At 71.9% G+C, this 20,587-nt stretch carries 2 protein-coding genes; both read left to right on the top strand.

What is annotated here, in order from left to right:
- The first annotated feature begins 95 nt into the window (after positions 1-95).
- Positions 96-20,204 (top strand): UvrD-helicase domain-containing protein, encoded by a 20,109-nt coding sequence (locus tag A6F73_RS38120; protein WP_159398758.1) that lies wholly within the window; start codon positions 96-98, stop codon positions 20,202-20,204.
- Entirely contained in the window at positions 20,201-20,515 is a 315-nt protein-coding gene (locus A6F73_RS38115; RefSeq protein ID WP_063353045.1) for a hypothetical protein, read from the top strand. Before A6F73_RS38120 ends, A6F73_RS38115 begins: the two co-directional genes overlap by 4 nt.
- Positions 20,516-20,587 lie beyond the last annotated feature (72 nt).

Genomic DNA, 20,587 nt, shown 5'->3' with positions numbered 1-20,587 from the left:
CGAGGGTCGCCCTCGCGGCTGGCGGCTTTACCGCGGTAAAGCCGCCAGCCGCGAGGGCGCGACGGTAGCGGTTGCGGATGTGCATGGTCCGCGGCATGCCCCACGAGAACCGCACTGCCGCCCGCCTTGAGGTCAAGGTCACCCGCCGGCCCTGGAATCCTGCTCTGCATCCGCGTGACAGCAAGGGCCGTTTCGTGGAGACGGGCGGGATCGCCCGTCTGTGGGGTGGCGGCCTGGCCCGGGTTCTGCGTGCGCTGGCCGGTGACAAGGTACTCGTCGAGCGTCTCGACAACGGGTCGCGGGAGAAGCTGTATGCGAACCGGCTGACGATGGTGTCCCGGCCGGACGGTAGCGCGCCGACCGCCAGCGAGGACAAGGTCCTGGCGGAGGACGCCAAGCGCGAGGTGCAGGCCGCGGCCGGCGGTCGCGGCGACGGCATCACCAAGCCGGATGTCGGTGACCCGCGGGTGCCGGTGAAACCGCACGCCAAGGGCGACGACGACCAGCACATCCCGGACGAGAAGCCGACCGTCGCGAGCACCTTGGAGTCGTGGCGGCGTGGGGAGGTCCGGCCGCTAGCCGCGGACACGGAGCGGCCCCAGGACGCCCGGGTGCGCGCGGAGGCCGCCCGCGAGCGCGCGGACATGGTCTCCTCGGCGCAGCTGACTGCGTCGGGTCGGCACATGGTGGGTCAGGAGGGCGATCGGTGGCGGGTCTATGAGGCCGCGACCGGCCGTGTTCAGGAGCGGGAGCACGCCAGTAAGCGGGATGCGCTGCGAGCGGCGGAAGATCTCGAGTCCGGTCCGATCCACAAGCAGGAGGGGTGGCGGTCCTACACGCCGGAGGAGCTGGGCCGGGCGGCGGAGAAGGTTGGCCCGCCCAAGGGGCCGGCGTCCGAGCAGCCGGGGCACCGGCGTGCTGCGGCGCGGGAGATCGAGCCGGGCGACTTTGTGGTGGCCGGCAACCCGCGGGCCGATGGTGGCTGGTACACGCGCCGGGTTCTGGACCGGCAGCAGCACGGTGAGAAGACGACGCTCACGTGGGAGGGGCACGGCGGCCGGAAGGAGACGCTGACCGTCGTCAATGACGGCGCCGCCGATGGCTTCGAGGTGGTCGGGCACCCGTACTCGCATGAGCGGTGGGAGCGGGATCACGGCAGTAGCGTGCCGTCGGCGCGGATGGAGGAGGAGGCTCGGGCGAAGGCCGCCGAGCGAGCGGCCAAGCCCGCCGGGCATCCGGAGAGGCACGCTGGTGTCCCGGAGGCCGGCCAGGCCGGGGAGCGTACGGGCCGCCCGGCCGGCCGCGATGGCGGTGGCGCCGGGGACAAGGCCGATGGCGGTGGCGAGCACCGCGGGGGAAGCTGGCTGTCGCCGGGCGAGAGCGCCCCGCGCCGGTTCCGCACCGTCACCGAGGTGCGGTACCACTGGGACGACGGCGCCGACCCGACGACCACCAACAAAGCTCAGGCGAACAAGGACCGCCAGAGCGCTTTCAAGGTCGTTCAGCTGACCAGCAATGAGCAGTTGTCGGCTGGCGGCCGGTTCATCGTTGCGCGCACGCCGCGGGGCAAGTACGTGGTGCACCACGCCGGCACCGGCATTCTGCTCTCGGACCGCCATGCCAACGTCGGCAAGTCCGGCAAGTTGTTCGTGAGGAAGCGGGAGGCGCTGCTCGTCGCGAACGCGGCGGAGCAGGTCCGCAACGACCGGGGTGAGCTGTTCAACTGGGACGGGCCTCACCTGCGGGACCGGCTGGACGATCCGGAGTTCGGTGAGGCCTTCGACCGTGCGATCAACGACGCCCGTTCGGGACACAATGACGATGGCCATGATCAGGCCGCGAACGGCCGAGGAGGGGAGCACGGTGAATCAGTACGGGCAGCAGGCCTGGGCGTACGCGAAGACGTACCGGCCGACAGCGACGGCGTCGCTGGGCGGCGAGGCGGAGCAGCAGACGCACTTCACGAGGGTGGGCCTGCGGGTGACCGATCGGATCGCGACGCTGACGAGCGAGCTACTCGCGATGCAGCCGGAGCCGAGCGGATACCTGGAGCAGGTGCAGGCGAGGAACGTGGCGGCGTCGCAGGCGCGGGAGATCGTGCTGGCCGACGAGGTGTTCCTGCCGAAGGAGCCGGGGACGGAGGATCTGGACCTTCCGCTCGACGCGGAGTAGCGGCCGGGCGGTTCCGGGCCCGCTCGCAGGACGATCTCGCCCCGGCGGGCGAACGGGCGAGGCTGCGCGCCAACGTGGAGGCGCTGCGCACGCTGCGCCGGATCCAGGTTGACGACCGGCCTGCGACGGAGGGGGAGAAGAGGGTCCTGGCCCGCTGGTCGGGCTGGGGCTCGCTACCCACCGTGCTGGCGGACGAGCCCCGGCGCGGCAACCACAAGAGCGACGAAGCCTTTCAGCGGGCCGTCGAGCGGTGGAAGGCGTTCGCCGGCGAGCGTGCCGAGCTCCGCGCCTTGCTGGACGACAGCGAGTGGGCGGCCGCGCAGAAGAACACGCTGAACGCCCACTACACCGACCAGTCGCTGGTCGACGCGGTGTGGCAGGCCATGGGGGCGCTCGGCTTCGACGGCGGGAACGTCCTGGAGCCGGGTTCCGGCTCCGGCAACTTCATCGGGGCGGCGCCGGCCGGCACGCACATGACCGGCGTGGAGCTGGACCCGACCACCGCGGCGATCTCCCGGGCGCTCTACCCCGACGCGCAGATCCTCACCGAGTCGTTCGCGAAGACGCGGGCACCGCACGGTGGGTTCGACGGCGTGGTGGGCAACGTGCCGTTCGGCGATATCAAGCTCACCGACCCGGTCCACAACAAGGGCCGCAAGCTCTCCATCCACGACCATTTCATCAAGAAGAGCTTGGAGCTGACCCGTCCGGGCGGCCTGGTCGCGGTGGTGTCCTCCCGCTACACGATGGACTCCAAGGACCCGCACGCCCGCCGCGAGATGGCGAAGCTGGGCGACCTGGTCGGCGCGATACGCCTGCCCGAGGGCGCGCACGAGAAGGCGGCCGGCACGCACGTGGTCACCGACGTGCTGGTGTTCCGCCGCCGGGCCGAGGGCGAGGCCCCCGGCGACCAGTCGTGGGTGGAGTCGACGCCGGTCGACGTGAACGGCCACCAGATCGAGATCAACCGGTACTTCCAGCAGCACCCCGACAACGTCCTCGGCGAGCTGACCACCGGCCGCGGCCAGTTCACCGACCACGACCTGACCGTGCGCGGTGACAAGGACGCCGCACCGGCGCTGCGCGAGGCCCTGGCCCGGATCACCGCGCAGGCCAAGGCCGAGGGGCGTGGCTTCGCCCCGCACGAGGCCGGGCCGCGTGAGCGGATCGTGCTGCAGGCCGCCGCCGACCGCAAGCACGAGGGCGCGATCAACGCGCGCCCGGACGGCACGTTCACCCAGGTCGTGGACGGGCAGGTCCGCAAGCTCGACGTCCACCATTCGCAGGTGTCGCAGCTGCGGGACCTGCTGGAACTACGGAACCTGACGACCGCGCTGCTGGATGAGGAGTCGTCGCACGACGGCGACGGCGAGACCGAACACATGGCGACGCTGCGCGCCGAGCTGAACCGCGCCTACGCCGCCTACACGGCCGCGTACGCGCCGCTCGACAAGCCGGGCCAAAACCGTGTCTTCACCCCGGACGAGGCCCGGGTCCGGGCGAAGGACGGCGGTCTGGAGAAGGTCCCGGATGAGTGGAAGGCACCGACCGCCCTCGCCCTGTTCGACGACGACTTCGCGTCGGCGTTCGCCTACGGGCTCGACCGGTGGAACGACAGCACCAAGACCGCGGCGAAGGCCGAGATCCTTCACCAGCGGGTGGTGGCGCCGCGCAAGATCGCGGAGCGCGCGGACAGCCCCGACCAGGCGGTCTCGCTCGCGATGGAGCACGACGGCGAACTGCGTCTGTCGACTCTCGCGCGGCTCATGGGTACCAGCGAGAGCGACGCCCTGGAGCAGCTCGGCACTCGGGTGTTCCGCGACCCGCGCAGCGGCCACCTGCTGCCGGCCGCCGACTACCTGTCCGGCGACGTCCGCAAGAAGCTCGCTGTCGCCCGCCGCCACCTCGCGGCCGGCCGCGACGACATGGCGAGCCACGTCGCAGCGCTGGAGGCCGTGGTCCCCCGCGACCTCGTCCCCGGGGAGATCAGCGCCAAGATGGGCGCGCCGTGGATCGGCGAGGCCGACGTCACCGCGTTCCTGCGCGAAATCCTTGAGACGCCCCACGTGCGCGCCGAGTACGGCGGCGGCTCGATGTGGGTCGTCAAGGGCCCGTCACAGGGCATCGCCTCCCGGGTCACCTGGGGTACCAAGTCCCGGTCTGCGGCAGAGATCGCCGAGGCGGTCCTTCAGCAGAAGCAGATCACCGTCACCCGCAAGCGGCCCGACGGCGGCTCCGTCGTCGACGACGAGGCGACCGCGGATGCGCGCGACAAGGCCACCGCGATGGCCGCCCGGTTCGCCGCCTGGGTGTGGGAGGACGAGGCCCGCGCCGCGCGGCTGGCCAAGATCTACAACGACCGGTTCAACGGCATCGCGCTGCGCGACTACAGCGATGTCCAGCTGACGCTGCCGGGGATCACTGCGGGCTGGAGGATGCGTCCGCACCAGAACGCGGCCATCGCCCGGATCCTCAACGAGCCGTCGGCGTTGCTCGCGCACGAGGTCGGCGCTGGCAAGACCGCGACCATGGTCGCCGCGACGCAGGAGCTGCGGCGTACCGGCCTGGCGAAGAAGCCGGCCATCGTCGTGCCCAACCACATGCTCGCGCAGTTTCGCCGCGAGTACCTGGAGCTGTACCCGAACGCCAAGGTGCTGGCTGCGTCCTCTGCGGACCTGACCGGCAAGAAGCGCCGCAAGTTCATCGCCCGGGCCGCGACCGGCGACTGGGACGCGGTGATCCTGACGCACTCCGCGTTCGGGAAGATCCCGATGACGCCGGCCAACCGCCGCGCCTACATGGAGGAGGAGCTGGCGCGGCTGCGCCAGCAGATCGCGGACGCGAAGGCCCGAGACGGCCAATCCCTGACGCTCAAGCAGCTGGAGAACGCGCTCACCAACGCCGAGGAGGCGATGGAGAAGCGCCTGGAGCAGGAGTCCAAGGACACCGGGGCGGTCTACTGGGAGCAGACCGGCGTCGACTACCTGATGATCGACGAGGCGCACGAGTTCAAGAACCTGCGCACCGTCAGCAGCATCCCGGGCGCTGCGGTGACGGGCTCGGCGAAGGCCTCCGACCTGCACATGAAGGTCGAGTACCTGCGCGGCAAGAGCGAGTCCGGGCGGGTCCTCACATTCGCCACCGGTACGCCGATCGCCAACTCGGTGACCGAGGCGTACACGATGAAGCGGTACCTGCGGCCGGACCTGCTGGACGCCGCCGGCATCAACGACTTCGACGCCTGGGCGGCGACGTTCGGCGACGTCGTGACCGACGTGGAGGTCAAGCCGGACGGCTCCGGGTTCCAGGAGAAGGCCCGCTTCGCGCAGTTCCGCAACGTCCCCGAGCTGTTGCGCATGTACCGGGTGGCGGCGGACGTTCAGACCGCCGCGGATCTGAACCTGCCGACGCCGCGGGTGCGCCGCAACGAGGAGGGCAAGCGCGGCGAGCTGCGGGTCGTGCCGATCAGCGCCGAACAGAAGCGGTACATCGAGGGTCTGCCCAACCACCCGGACGCCAAGGAGCCGGGCGGCATCCTCAAGATCATCGGCCTGGGGAAGCGGGCCGCGATCGACCCGCGGCTGGTTGGCGGCTCGGGCGAAGAGGGCGGCAAGATCGACCATGCCGCCCGGGAGATCGCCTCCATCTACCGGGAGAACAAGGACGTCGAGTTCCCGACGTCCAAGGATGACCCGACGCCGCAGCCGCTGAAGGGCGCGCTGCAGCTGGTCTTCATGGATCAGGGCGTGCCCGGGTCGAAGGCCAAGGGCGGCCTGGACGAGTACGGCAACGAGCAGCCGGCGTGGAACGCCTACGAGTACATGCGCGAGCGTCTGGTCGAGTCCGGCGTTCCCCGTGAGCAGATCCGATTCATCCACGAGGCCGGCAGCGACAAGGCGAAGGCCAAGCTGTTCGAGGACGCCCGCAACGGCAAGATCGCCGTGCTCATCGGATCCACCACCAAGATGGGTACGGGCACGAACATTCAGGATCGTGCCGTTGCCCTGCACCACATGGACTACCCGTGGCGGCCGGCCGACATGGCGCAGCGGGAGGGCAGGATCGAGCGACAGGGCAACCTGCACTACCTGATGGACAAGGACGTCCGGATCATCTCCTGGATCACCGAGGAGACGTTCGACGCATTCAACGCCGGCACGCTGGAGCGCAAGGCCAAGTTCATCGCGCAGATGAACCGCCGGAACTTCGACCTGCGCGAGATGGAGGACATCGGCGACACCGCGGTGTCCTTCGCGGTGATGAAGGCCCTGGCGACCGGCAACACCACGGTCCTCGACCACGCCAAGGCGGTGAAGGAGCGGGTCGATCTCCAACGTGCAGACGTGCGGTGGCACCGGCAGCAGGACGAGAAGCGCCGTGCGACCGATGTCCTGACCCAGCACATCTCGTGGCTGGACGGCGCCCTGGACACCTGGCACGCCGCCCGGGCGCAGCGCACGGAGACCCGCGGCGACGCCTTCACCATGACCCTGCCTGGCGGGCAGGAGTCCGCCAAGCGCAAGGAGGCCGGCGCCGAGGTGCTGGCCACCGTACGCGCGGCGCTTGGCGACAAGTCGTTGACGTCCGGGGACCGGGTGAAGCTCGGCCGGCTCGGTGGGCACACCGCGCATGCCACCATCGGCTACGACATCGGCGGCAACCGGATCGCGCGGGTCGGGTTCGACTGGCCGCTACTGCACAGCCGTCGAATATCGGGCACGTCCGGAACCTATGGCCGCGACGAGCTGGGGGACGGTGCCGGCGCGGGCATGATCGCGTCGCTGGAGAACCGGCTGGATGGTCTCGACGATCTGGTCAAGGACGGCGGGCAGCAGCTGGTCGAGTCCGAGAACGAGTTGGAGAAGGCCCGGCGTGGGCTGGGTGGACAGCCGCCGTATGGGGAGGCGCTGAAGGCGTCCGAGCGGCGTGTTGCGCTCCTGGCGCAGCTGATCACGGCCGAGCAGAAGAAGAAGGAACTACGCGGCCGCGGCCGCGACGACAAGGAACTCGTCAAGGCGACCAAGCGCGTTGAGGACCTGGAGTCGCGTCTCGACGCCGAGCGGCCGCCCCAGGACCTGATCGAGATGGCAGTCGATCCGGACCCTGACATTCGGCTGGACAGCCCGGACCCGACGCCCGTGATCTCTACCGGCCCCGACGGCAAGGTGAAGGTCGACGTGCCGGGGATGCGGCGCGACAGCAGCAACTCGATACCGGAGCAACGGCGTGGGTACGGCGAGCGGCCGGCGGCTTCGCAGGCTCGGGGGGAGGACGCGGTGTCCGCCGCTCCACAGTCCTCCACGGGCGAGCGTGCGCACCCGTCGACGCTGACGGACGAACAGATCGCCCACGAGATGGCTTCACTGGAGCCGGACCTGCTGGGGGACGGCGAGGTCGGTTCTCAGGACGTCGCCCGGCACGCCGTACTGACCAATGAGCAAGCCCGTCGCACCGAGAAGGCCGAGGGCGACACGGCCAAGGGCCCAGGCGGCAGTTGGCAGGAGATGCAGGCCGAACAGGCGGACGGCCAGGACGCCGGGTTGTTCGGCGCCGCCGACGTGCACGCCGCGCAGCCCACCCAGCAGACCGCCGACGAGTACGGCACGCCGGACATGTTCGCCGACGCCGAAGGCGTGACCGACCGCCTCAAGGCCTCGCGCCTACATCGCGGGGACCGGTACATCGCGGACGACGGCACGGTGGCCGAGGTCGCCGACCAGCCCGAGCAGCTCGGCAAGGGCGGCAAGGGCGGGGTGCGGGTGCGCACCACTGACGGCCGGACCCTGATGCACCGGTCCGACCACGTCTTCCGTCGGGCCGACGACACCACCCCATCCGGGCAGCAGCCGGCCGCCGCGGTCGAGGAGGCTCACGGCAGCAGGACGCCCGAGCCGGAGGTCGCGGAGCCGTCCACGCCCGAGGCGAGTGCCTCGAAGAGTGACGCGCCGACGGTGACGGCTGGGGACAACCAGCCCTCTGCAGTGTCTGGTGGGGACGCGACGCTACGCCACTACGACACCGGCGAGCAGATCGTCACCCCGGACGGTCCCGGCTGGTATGTCGGCGCGCACCCGGACGGCCAGCACTTCGTCAACGTCGAGGGCCGCTACGCCGCGTTCCCCGACCACGCCGTTCACCGCCCGGGCGAACACCCCCCTGCCGAAGTACCCGACCAGACGGCGGCTGCGGACGAAGCGCGTCGAGCGAAGCTGGAGCGGGCCGCCACCCCCGAGGGCATCACCCTGGACTACGGCGCCCGCCTGCACAGCCTCGACGAAGAGGCCGGACACGGCTGGATCGCCGACAAGGACGGGAACACCATCGGCTGGGTGCGCTCCCGGCCGGACCAGAAGGGCCGCACGGCCTGGTGGGGCCAGGACGGCCGCGGCGGCGCTCCGGAAGGCATGACCTGGCACGACAAGATGCCGGCGAAGGCTGGCATCCCGCCGATCCGCGTGGCGACCCACGTCGCGCAGGGCATTGATCTGGGGCACCGCGGCGAGAAGACCGGGCCTTCACGGCCGGGTAGTGCCCGGCAGGAGGTGACGTTCACCGAGGCCCAGGTGCGTGAGCTTTCCCAGCTCGCGCAGCCTGACCCCGAGGAACCGATCGGGTGGAGGCCGGGCGTCTTCCGGCGCTACCAGATGCGTTCGGACCATATGCGGACCTTGCGCGACGCCGCGAAGGCGGCCGCCGACCAGGCGGACACCGGGACCGCCGCTGGCCGGCGCCGGCAGAAGGTATTGCTCAACGCAGCGGAGAAGCTGGACCGCGAGGCGTACGAGACTGACCGCACGCAGGCGACCCTGCCGAAGCCGGGCGAGTCCGACCCGTTCGCCGATCCGTATGCCCCGCCCGCCGATGCGATGCCGGAGGCTACCGCCAGGCCCGAGGTCGCGGCCTCGGGTGACGGCGGGGAGGGTGTGTCGCTCGACCGCGGGCAGGTGCAGGCGGAGCTGGACTCGCTTCGGCCCAGTGAGTCGTCGACCCCGGCCGCCGGTGACCGGGCGTTGCCGCACTGGGCCCAACCGAAGCCGGAGTTGGAGCAGCTCACCGGTGCGTTCGGAGGCAATCGGCCGAAGAGTTCTCGCATCGTGCTGAGTGGCGAGTCGGTGCCGGGGCGGGGCCCTCGGAGCCGCCGGATTCGATCGGGCGGGCCGATCGCCGTAGACGACGCCGTGCGTCACAGCGGCGCGGTGTTCGGTGTGGATCACGCGTATGGCAAGGTCACGGATGCCTGGGCGGAGAAGGGCAAGCCGGACCTGGACAACGTGTACTACCAGATCCAGTGGTACGACCAGGCCGGGAAGCCCAAGGGCAAGCCCGAAACCGTCACCGCCTACAACAACCTGTACCGAGCTGCCGAGCCGACCAGCGACGAAGGCCCAGTGTCTGTCGCGGAGGCCTTCACCGCGATGGGTGAGCACCCGGACCCCGAGACGTTGAGCGAGACGGAGCGCGAAGCCGAGTTCAACCGGCTTCAGGCGATCGCCGAACCGTGGATGGGGCCCCGCACGGGCCCGGGTGCCGTCGCCCGCCAGCAGATTCTCAACGAGGTCAGCGCGCGGCAGGAGGAGCTGGACGTCAACCGGGGCTGGGAGGACCGGGATCGTTACTGGGAGGAACGGCCGGAGACCGGGCTGAACCCGGGTGACGACACGACGCCGTTCCGGCGCGGCGACGAGGTGCTGGTTCGGTTCCACCCCTCTGGCCGCCAGTGGAACGCCCGGGTTCTCGGTGTCGACCCGGACGGGCAGATCCGGGTGGAGAAGCCCAGCAGTACGGCCACGTTCCCGGTAGACGCTGATCAGATTGCGCCACACGGCAAGGACGTGCGGCCTGTGCGCGGCGGCGACGCCGTGAAGGACCGGGCCCGGCAGGACCCGAACCCCAAGGCCGAGACGGCTCGCAGCTCGCCGCCGTCCGGGACGTCCCACGAAGCGCCGGCGGGTCCCGGCGACGAGACGAATGTGTCCCCGGGGACAGGCCCGACATTGCCGGGGCCGGTCGCCGAGCACGACGAACAGACACCGGGCCAGCCGTCGCGCTCAACCGTGCCCGACACCACGCTGCCGGAGGCGGCGGAGCGGTTGGCGGATGCCGACTGGGCGGATGCTCAGCAGTCGTGGGAGAAGAATTGGAGCAAGAAGCCGGAGCCGAACGCGGAGTCGGTCCGGTATGCGAAGCGAAGCCTGGCGACGAGCGCGCCCGAGTCTTCCGATCCGTCGTTCGCACTTCGCCAGTCCAAGAACCCGACGATGAAGTTCAGCCCGATGGGGCACTACTGGGTCTGGACCGAGGACGGCGGGAAGACTTGGTCGATCACCACCCGCACCCTCGGTGAGTACGTCGGTGACCCCGAGCTGAGCAAGGTGGCTGGCACCGAGGAAGACGCCCACCGACTCGCTCTCGCCTTCGAGTCGATCAATGACGGCGAGGGCACGACGCTTGGGCTCCCGTGGGATATTTCTCGCCGCGCCGACGAAGTGCGGGACGTCAACGGGGTGTCGTACGCGCAACGGATGCGCCAGGCCCGCGCACGGTTCGATGCCGACCGGGCAGGCGCTCAGCACCGTGAAGCACCGACTGCGTCGGACCTCGACGAGTCTCAGAACATCGAGCACGTCACGTTGCCACCGAATGAGGTTGATGCCGACCTGCGTTCCCTCACGCCAGATGGAGGGGACGGCGAAGAGACGCAGGACCGTGGTCGGCATGAGCGCGGCCAGGATGTACCAGCCGGGGAAGACAGCCGGAAGCGTGAGGGTGACGGCAGGGAGGGTGTGTCGCTCGACCCCGGCCGGGTGAAGGCGGAGCTGGACTCGATCCGGCCCGGTGAGCCTTCAACCCCGACCACCGGGGCAGCGGGCAGCTCGCCACCGTCCGGGGTGTCCCACGAAGCGCCAGCGGGTTCCGGGGCCGGGAATGTGTCCCCGGGGACAGGTTCGGCGCCTCAAGGTGCTGCGCGGAACGTGATCGGCGAGCGGCCGGTGGCCGAGATGAGCCGCCAGGAGCTTGATGACGAGCTGTCGGGTCTCGATGACGCGCTGGATCAGGTCAAGAACTCCACCGACCCGCTGGATCTTGCGTGGCGGCGCCGGGCGGAGCTGCGCCAGTGGGAAGCGCTCAAGGAGTACAACCGCAAGACGGAGGTCACGAAGCCGGCGGATCGCAGTGAGGAGATTCAGAACCGGCTGGACGGCTACGGGCTGCGCGCGGACGAGGGCGAGGGCCGCAATGTCGAGCGGATCGAGGACATGCCGCCAGCGAAGCCCGGGGCGCCGTCCGACGCCGAGTGGGAGCAGATCGACGCCGCGGCCGCAGGCCTGGAGGAGTACCCGCCGACCGTCGAGCAGTCGCTGATCCATGAGGCGGTGGCCCGCCGTGGGCTGAACGCGGCGGTGATGGCGCTCGCCGGCACCGGCAAGTCCTCCACGTTGAAGCAGTTGTCGCGGCGCATGCCCGGCAAGAAGATCGACTACCTGGCGTTCAACCGTTCGGTCGCGGAGGAGGCGAAGCAGGCTAAGGCCAAGGGCGAGTACGCGGACAACGTCACCCCGCAGACCGCGAACGGCATGGCGTTCAGGGCGGTCAACAAGCGCTATCAGGACGCGGGCCGGGACCTCGGGCAGCGGCTTCCGCAGGACGGCGATGGCGGCGCGAAGAGGCAGACCGCGCAGACGGTGGCCGACCTGATGCGGGTCTACGACTGGGTGGAGTACGCGCCCGGGAAGTCGCTGAAGCCGTCGTCGGCCGCCTACCAGGCCCGCGACCTGGTCGCGCGCTGGTGCCAGTCCGCTGATGAGGAGATGGGCCCGCAGCACCTGAATCTGCCGCCGTGGATCGAGGAGGAGCACCGGGACGCGCTGTTCGAGGCGCTCAAGCCGATCGCCGACCGAATGTGGGCGGATGTCCTCGACCCGCACGGCAAGCTGACGTACGACCAGGACTACATCGTCAAGCAGTGGGCGCTGTCCGGGTTCAAGGTCGACTCGGACGTGATCTTCTTCGACGAGGCGCAGGATGTTAATCCTGTGCTCGATGGGGTCGTGCGCGCCGCGATGGGTCAGGGCGTGCAGGTTGTCGCGGTCGGCGACTCCAACCAGTCCATCTACGGGTTCCGGGGCGCCACCGATGCGCTCGCCCGTTTCCCTGTCGACGCCAGGCTCACCCTCACGCAGTCCTTCCGGTTCGGCCCCGAGATCGCGGAGGCTGGCAACCGGTTTCTTCGGTTGTCCGGCACCGAGATGCGCCTCAAGGGCCTGGCCGGCAAGCAGTCTTGGATCACCGAGCTGGGTCCGGACGACGCGGACGCGGTGCTGTGCCGCACCAACGCCACCGCGGTGATTGAGGCGATCGACGCCCTGGACCGCGGCAAGCGGGTCGCCGTCGCGGGTGGCCTGGACGAGATTCGCAAGTTCGTCGAGGCGGCCCGGCAGCTCCAGGCCGGCGAGAAGACGAACCACAAGGATCTCGCTGACTTCGCTGCCTGGGACGACGTGGTCGAGTACGTCGAGCAGGAGTCCGAGGCGGCCGGGTCGATGCGCACCCTGGTCCAGCTGATCGAGAACGACACGGACGGCAAGCTCGACCGGCTTCTGGAGTCGGGCGGTCTGGCCTCCGACATCCGCGTCAGTGACGACGGCGAGCGGCTATGGATCTCCGGCACCAGGTTCGGTGACCCGGACCACGAGGCGTTCACGCGCTGGTTGAAGGACTCGAAGTCGAATGGCTTCGGCAAGCTCGCCTGGGACGACCAGTCGAAGCGCTGGTACTACCAGCCCGGTACCCACACGGTGACTAACCGGCGGTCCGGCCGGAGCTGGACGGTGAAGAACCCGGCCGGCAACCGCGACGCCGCGCTCGCCGCCGTGAAGACGTACATCGACCAGCACAGCCACGCCCCCGAGGACGGCGAGGGCGGCATCGTCGGCGAGCACCAGGACCCGGACGTGGTGATCTCCACCGCGCACAAGTCGAAGGGCCTGGAGTGGCGCCGGGTCAGGATCGCCGACGACTTCCGCGGCCCGGAGCTCACCGAGAGCGGCGAGTACGACCTGACGACGATGCCCAGCGACGAGGACCTGCGGCTGTCGTACGTGGCGGTCACCCGCGCCACCGAGACTCTCGACGCCGGGGGCCTGGGCTGGGTGTGGGAGGTGACCCGATCCGAGGACCCGATGGAGGCGCCGGACACCGACTACCCGCGGGACTGGACGCGCGAGGACTTCACCCCCGGCGACACCGTGCTGTACGTCTCGGAAGACGGCGAGCAGCTGCTCACCGGCGACGTCGTCAACGCCGACACCACGCTGACAGTCCGCGACCCGCAGACGGGCCGCACCTCCACGATCTCCCTGCAGCAGGTGCGCAGGCGCAACGGCGACCCGCAGCCACGTGCCGAAGTCGCCTCAGACGATGAGCTCCAGGCGGCGATCGACTCCGGCCGCTACATGGCGCCGGGAAGCAGTTCGGCCGTGGTGGGGCAGCACGACCGGGGCTCGGGCAGCACCGCGGAGGACCGCTCCGGCCCGGCGGCCCTTGCCGGCGATGACGTCGATGCGCGATCTACCGCGTCCGGCGGAGCAGGTACCGATTCGGCGGACGCCGGCCGGGGGGAGGACGGCGAGCGCACTGCGGCCGACGCGGAGCAGGCGGTGCTGCACGAGGTGCCGCGCACGGCTGCCGGGCACGACGCAGGCAGCGGTCGGCACGAAGACCAGGGCGAGGCTCGCCATGAGGAGGGTGCCGAGCGGGATCACAACGCCGAGGAGCAGCTGGGCGGCGAGAACGAGGGTGATGCTGAGGAGGCGGCTCGCCGCCGGCGGGGGGACCAGGAGGACCGCCAGGATCAGGGTGTCGACGCGGACCGACCGAGGTCGGGTGAGCACCGCGATCGTGAGGCGAATCGCCGTGCGCTCGACGACAGCACGGCCGCCGAGCACCGAGACGGTGAGCACGACTCCGAGCACGGCAGCGGCAAGGAGGACGAGAGCAGCGACAGGGGGCGTTCTCGCCGTCGCCGGCGGGGTCGGCGTGGCCGTCCTGACGGGACGAACGGCGGCGGGCCCGACCTCGACGGGCTGGGGGCGCCGGACGTCCCGCTGATCGGCGTGCCCCTGCCGAAGGGTTCCCCTGCGCCTGGCGGGCACGACGCCGCGGGTGAAGGTGGTCGGGCCGGGCTGGGCAGTCACCCGGGTGGTTCCGGTCGTTCGGCGGACACGCCGGTTCGGCGCTCGGGCAGGGTGCAGCCGCCGACCGGTGTCGTGGCGAGCCGCTGGAACCCGGAGGAGGGCGGACAGGTGCCCAACGTCGTCGGGAGCCTGGCTGCGGCGGCCGGCGGGCACCCGGACGACGCCAAGGAGTGGAATGCGCTGCTGGGTGAGGCCAGTGCGGCGGCGCCGCTCGCCCAATTCGACGCGAACGTCGAGCACTTCCTCCCCGGACACGACGGCCCGATGCGGGAGTTCCTCGCCGAGCGGGCCCGCCTGCTGCGGGCCGAAGCCGAGGCGACCGGCCAGCGCGCGACGGCGGACTACCTGGAGCGGCTTCGTGCCGCCGACAGCCCTGCGGCTGGGGAGGCCGTCTACTTTGGCTCTTACCGCGGTGACGGGCGCCGGGGCGGTCCGGGCATCATCGGTGAAGGCCGGTACTACGAGGAGCTGCGGGAGGCGTTCGCCCGCCAGCGCGCGCAGGCCCGGGCGGAGGCTGAACGGCGGGGCCTCGACGCGGATGTGGTGGAGCGGTTCCTGCTGCACGCGGACGGCGCCGATCCGGACCGGCCCGCGGCGATCAGCGCGCACAGCGTCGAGGAGCCGCTGAAAGTCGCCCGGCACGACGCGTTCTACGCGATGGTGGCCAACCTGCCGGAGGCGGTCCGGCTCGAACGGTTCCCCGGCACGCTGGAGGAGTACGAGCGGCGCAGCGCCCTGGTCAAGGCCGCGTTGCAGGAGCGGGGCTCGGTCGGGCGGCCGGACGGCGCCGGTGCGCTCCCGGCAGAGCCGGCCAGCGGATCGACGGCGGCCGGGGGCGCGGGCGCGGGTGAGGAGCGGCTCGCGCGGGTGCGTGAGCGGTTCGCCGGCGGCGAGGGCATCCCTGGCAGTGCGAGGAACCGGGCGTACGTGGCGCGGCTCGGCGCGAACCCGACGCTGGGAGTCTCCCCCGGTGGTGGGGTGGCGTACTGGTCGAAGGACGGCGGGCGGACCTGGGAGTTCGGCCATGCCCGTACGGGCGCCACGATCGGTTCGCGTGACGGCAGCTCTGTGGAGGGCAGCCGGGAGGATGCGGCGGCGATGGCGGCCCGCTACGAGGGGCTGGTCGACGCCGAGGGTCGGCCGTTCCCGTGGGACGCGCCGGATGCGCAGGCGGCCGGGCGGGGCTGGCGGGACGCCGAGGGCCGGCGGATCGGTGAGGCGATGCGGTCGGTGCGCGATGAACACGTCGCTCCCCAGGAGCACGAGGAAGTACGTGACGCCGCCCAGGACTTGACCGGGCAGACCGATCCTGACCTGCCGACGATGGACGGCAGCGGCCAGAAGCTGCCGGACGATCTGACGGGCGTCGATGAAGGTGTTCTGGAGGCACACCTGGCCGTGGTAAGCGACCAGGTCGCGGCGACCGGCGACTGGGACAACCCGGAGCTTCACCGGATCGCCGACGAGTTGGACCGGCGCGCCGCCGAGCGTGGGGACTACTGGCGGGCGCTCGCCCCGCTGGCTGCGCAGGCATCCGATGCTCCCCCGGCGGACGACGTCGCGCGGGCGGCCGAGGAGCAGCTGATGGATCAGCTGGCCGGCCTGTACCCGACGAAGGAGACCCGCCGGGAGTACCTGGAGCGGGTGGAGGCGGAGCGTCAGCGGCTTCGTCACCAGTACGACAACGAGTACCGGCCGACGATCAGGTCGGCGGTCGAGGACTACACCAAGGGCTACCTGGTGCGCCGGGAGTCCGCGCAGAAGGCGCGGGCAGCGCGGGTCAAGCAGGAGGCCGAGGAGGCTCGGGCAGCCGCTGAGGGACGGCCAGCACGGCGTGTCGCGAACGGTCTGCGGATCGACGACCCGGACTACATGCTGTTCGAGGCCCCGCAGTCCGTCTTCGACAAGCACGCCTCGGACGAGCTGCGCGAGTGGATCGAGTACCACAACGACGGCGAGCGGCCGATGTCGTTCTCCCGGTACTACCAGCAGCACCTGGCCGGTGAGCGGCAGGCCAGGGCTCAGTGGGAGGACGAGCAGGATGCCGTGCGAGCGGCCGCCGGCCCGGACCAGCCGGCCTCGCCGCCGGTCGTGGATGCTCCGGGTGATGGGCAGGCTCAGCGGCCTCGCAGTACGGGCGAGCCCGCGGCCGCGGGCGCCACGCCGGTGCCGGCGGAGCCGGAGCATCGGCCGTCTGCGGCCGGTCCGGCGGCGGGGCAGCGGCCTGAGGCCGAGCAACAGGACGGTGTTGACCGCCAGAAGCGGGTGAAGGAGCAGGGCCTGCCCGAGCCGATCGGTGGCCGGTCCGCGCAGTGGGTAGCCGTCGAGCAGCTGCGTACGGGTGATGTTGCTCGGGTCGAGGGCAGCGACGAGAACGGCAACCCGGTCGGTCGCTCCGGGTGGGTGCTGAGCCGGCGCGAGGCGGTGATCACCCGCGGTGGCAGAACGGTTCGCGGCCACGAGGTCACCATGGGAGACGACGCGGAAGGCACGTCGGGCCGGCGCGGGATGGTGTTCGTCGCCGCCGGTGAGCAGGCCGCCCGGGCTGACGCGCCGTCCGAGCAGGGTTCCATGCTGACTGGCGCGCAGCTGGAGGCAATGACCAGCCGGCTGGATGGCGACCACCCCACCGACCGCACCGGCGTGGGGCTGTTCCCCGGCTCGCTGGTACGCGGCCCCGGCGACAGGGAGGGCATGGTCACCGGGGTCACCGCCTCGGCGGTGTCGGTGCGCTACGAAGGACGGCGCCACGACCAGGACGCCGCCCCGGGGGACCTGGAGGTCGTCGACGGCGGTGCCGCCCGCCCGGCCGGCTGGACGCCGGACGGGCAGCACATCAAGCCGGGTCAGGTCGCTGTCGACCCGGACACCCGTCAGCCGGTCGGTGTGGTGCAGGCCGTGGACGGCGACGCCGTCGAGGTCGCGACACCGCAGGGCATCGAACTCGCCGATGGCGGGTCGTTGACCGTGGCGCGCAGCGCGCAGCCGGACGAGGCCGGGCCCGCGATCGTGGCGCTGCGGCCGGTGCCGGCCGGGGAGCTGGCCCAGGGGGACGTTGTGCTGGTGGACGACGCCGGCCGCAAGACGCCGGTGCGGGTGATCGGCCCGCCGGTTCGCGATGGGGAGCACGTCGTCGTGGACTACGAGGAGGTCGAGACCGGAACGCGCGGGCAGCTGCGGGCCGACCGGGCGCTGCTGCTGCCGCGTGCCTCCGGCGCCTCTGGGCAGCCGGCCGACCTGTCGCCGCAGGAGGCCGTCACCGGGATCGACGACACCCGGCGGGCCACCCCCGCTGGTACGGCTCCGCAGGCCGACGCCGGGATCGTCCCGCAGTTGACGCCTGCTGAGCGGGCTCGGATTCACGCCCTCGGGCTCGGTGAGGCGGACGATCCCGAGGCGCGGGAGGCCGCCGAGCGGATCGAGGCCGGGCAGCCGGTGACCGTGGGGCAGGCCCGGGCCCTGGAGGAGGCACTGCGTCAGCATGCCGATCCGCGCGCCGGGGAGGGCCGCACGGCCCGGCGTGCTGCGGACCGGCTCGCGCAGGCCGCCGGCGGGCGGCCGCAGGAGCAGGACCGCGCTCCAGTGCAGGGGGCGGCCGGGGACCTGGTGCCCGGTGACGTGGTCGCGGTGCCGCAGGGCAACGGCACGTCGAAGCCGGTGGTGGTGACCGATTCCCGGCCGGGCCCGGGCGGCACCCAGGCGTTGACGGTCGAGGACGCCTACGGTCTCGCGGAGGAGGAAGTGCTGCCCGCCGCGGCTCCGGTCCACCACCTGCCGACGCCGCAGGCGACCGCGCCCGCGCCCGCGGCGAAGCCCGCCGAGCCTGCGCCGCCAGCTCCCTCGGGTGCGTCTACGGCGCGGCCGAGGACCAGCGACGTCGTGGCCGCCCGCGCGCGGGACGCAGTCGACGCAGTCGTGGAGGCCGCGGTGGACGGCGTGGTGCCGGGCACCATCCACGCACTGCGGCAGTCCGTCGCCGAGCGGCTGGCACCCGGCGCTGCCCGGAGCGGTGAGCGGCGCGCGGCCGCCGATGCCGCCGAGGCCCTGCGCCGTCTCGGGCTGGAGAAGTCGGCGCACGCCCACGCCGACCAGGCCGTTCGGCACGCCGCGCAGAAGGCGCGGGAGGCCGCGGTGAAGGCGGTGCTGCGCACCCTCAACGACCTGGAGCCGCTGGACGGGGAGAGCGAGGAGGAGACCGCGCAGCGCGCGGTGCGGCTGCTGCGCCGCATCCCGGAGGGGATCGACCCGACCACGTTCGCGCTGGTGGCCATGGCTCGCTCGTACCGGTCCGCAGGCGGCAACGCCGGTTCTGCGGCTGGGGCTCCGGCCGCCGACCGGGGTGATGCGGCGGCTGCCGCCGGGCAGCGCGCCGGCCACGCGGCGGCGTCGTTCGCCGGGCGGGCGGTCGGCTCCGCGCTGGGGGCGGCATTGTCCGTGCTACGTCGCCGGCGCCTGGACCAGCAGCAGGTCGAGCAGATCGTGCAGCGCACGGTCCAGGCGATGGCCGAGGGCCAGGAGCAAGCGGCGCGGGAGATCGTCGACGGCGTGCCGCCCGAGGCCCGGCCCGGGCTGTTCTCCCGGGTGACGGCCGCGCTGGTGCGCCTGGCCCGTCGGGTCGCGGCCTGGCTGCGGGAACTGCTGCGCAAGGTCGCCGCGGTGTGGCGGGGCGAGGACGGGGAGCGTCTCCAGCGGGTGCGGGAGCGGCTGGCGCGGCGGCTGCGGTGGTGGCCAGAGACGCGGGAGATCGAGGCGGACATCGCGGCTGCCGCTGGCGAGACTGCCGGGAGCGCGGAGGCCGGCGCGGATCTGACGCCGTGGCTGGCCATGCTGCCAGCCGGGCGGTTCGGCCAGGTTGAGCGGACGGTCAGCCGCTGGGAGCCGGCGAGCACCGCCGACCTTGAGGCCGGGCGGCTGCCCGAAGCTGTCGAAGAGCGGCGGTGGACGGCGGACCGGGCGGTGGACGGCGGACCGGGCCCGGAGGCGCTGCGGCATCTGGCCGCTGTTCTCGGCGCTGGCGAGGCCCTGGACTCGGCGGTCACCGACCAAATGCGACAGATGGCACCGGAGTTGGGGAACGATCCGCACGAGCGGCTCCGATCGGTGCAGTTGTACGCGCAGACCGCGATCCAGCGCGCTGACCGGATCGCCGCCGAGGCGGCGGCCGGCAGCCGAGACGCCGAGCTGGAGCTGGACAGCGCCCGGGCGGAGGCCCGGCAGGCCGTGGCAGACGAGCGGCGCGCCCAGACGGCGTACGCGGCCGCGCTTCGCGACGCCGCCCGGCACGCACTCAGCCGGGTTCGGCAGCTCGGCAACGGCGGTGGGCTGCGGGCGAGCGGTGAGGGTGCGGAGCGGCTGCGCGGCCTGGAAGCGCTCCTGCCCGCCGACTGGCTGGCTGCGGCCGGCCCGCTCACCGTCAGCGCGGGCGCGCACCGCGGCTCCTACCACCCGCAGAGCCGGCACCTGACCGTGGGTGAGAGCGACGCGACCGCCCTGCACGCCCTGGCGCATCACCTGCAGCACTCGATCCCGGAGCTGGCCGCCGCCGAGGAGGCGTACCACTGGGTGCGCACCTCCCGGGGCGAGGTCGGGGCACGGCAGCGGGCTCCGCAGGTCAGGCTGGCCCAGTGGTTCCCCGGCCACGGCCACCACCCGCGGGCAACCGCCCGGCAGGGCGGCTGGGCAGACCTGTTCACCGGCTCGGAGCCGGCGGACGGCCGTTCCTGGGAGGTACTGCCCACCGCGCTGGAGGCGATGTTCAGCGGCTCGACGTGGTACCTGGACGACGACCTACGTCAGTGGCTGCTCGGCGTGATGAGCACGCTGGGACGGCGGGCGTGATCGGATCGGAGGAGAAGGCGATGTTGCGGGTGACGGGCGCGCTGCCCGGCGGGCAGGTGTACGAGGTGGAGATCACCGGCCAGGCCGACCGGCCGGTGATCGGCTCCCGGCTGGTGGCCGCGATGCTGAAGGCGGCGCAGCACGGCGGGGTGCTGGTTCGACCGTCGCCGACCGAGGCCCCGCTCGTGGTGGACGGCGCGGACCCGAGGTCGGTGCTGGCGCTGCTGGAGGAGCGCAGTAGCCGGATCCTCGGTGTCCACGGGGCCGTGCCGGGGCCGGAGGAGGTGCACGTCGCCGGAACGGTGTACTGACCGGCGAAAAGCTTTACCGCGGTAAAGCCCCGCGAGTCGCTGGCGAGGCGCCGCTCGCCCGGCCAGGGACCG

The sequence above is a fragment of the Streptomyces sp. MJM8645 genome (genome assembly GCF_001625365.1).
Taxonomy (GTDB): Bacteria; Actinomycetota; Actinomycetes; order Streptomycetales; family Streptomycetaceae; genus Kitasatospora.
Note: the sequence above shows the minus strand (reverse complement) of the source record. Positions and strands in the feature narration are given on the sequence as shown.

Coding starts and splice junctions, on each gene's coding strand:
- A6F73_RS38120 (WP_159398758.1), top strand. CDS start 96: ATGCCCCACGAGAACCGCACTGCCGCCCGCCTTGAGGTCAAGGTCACC.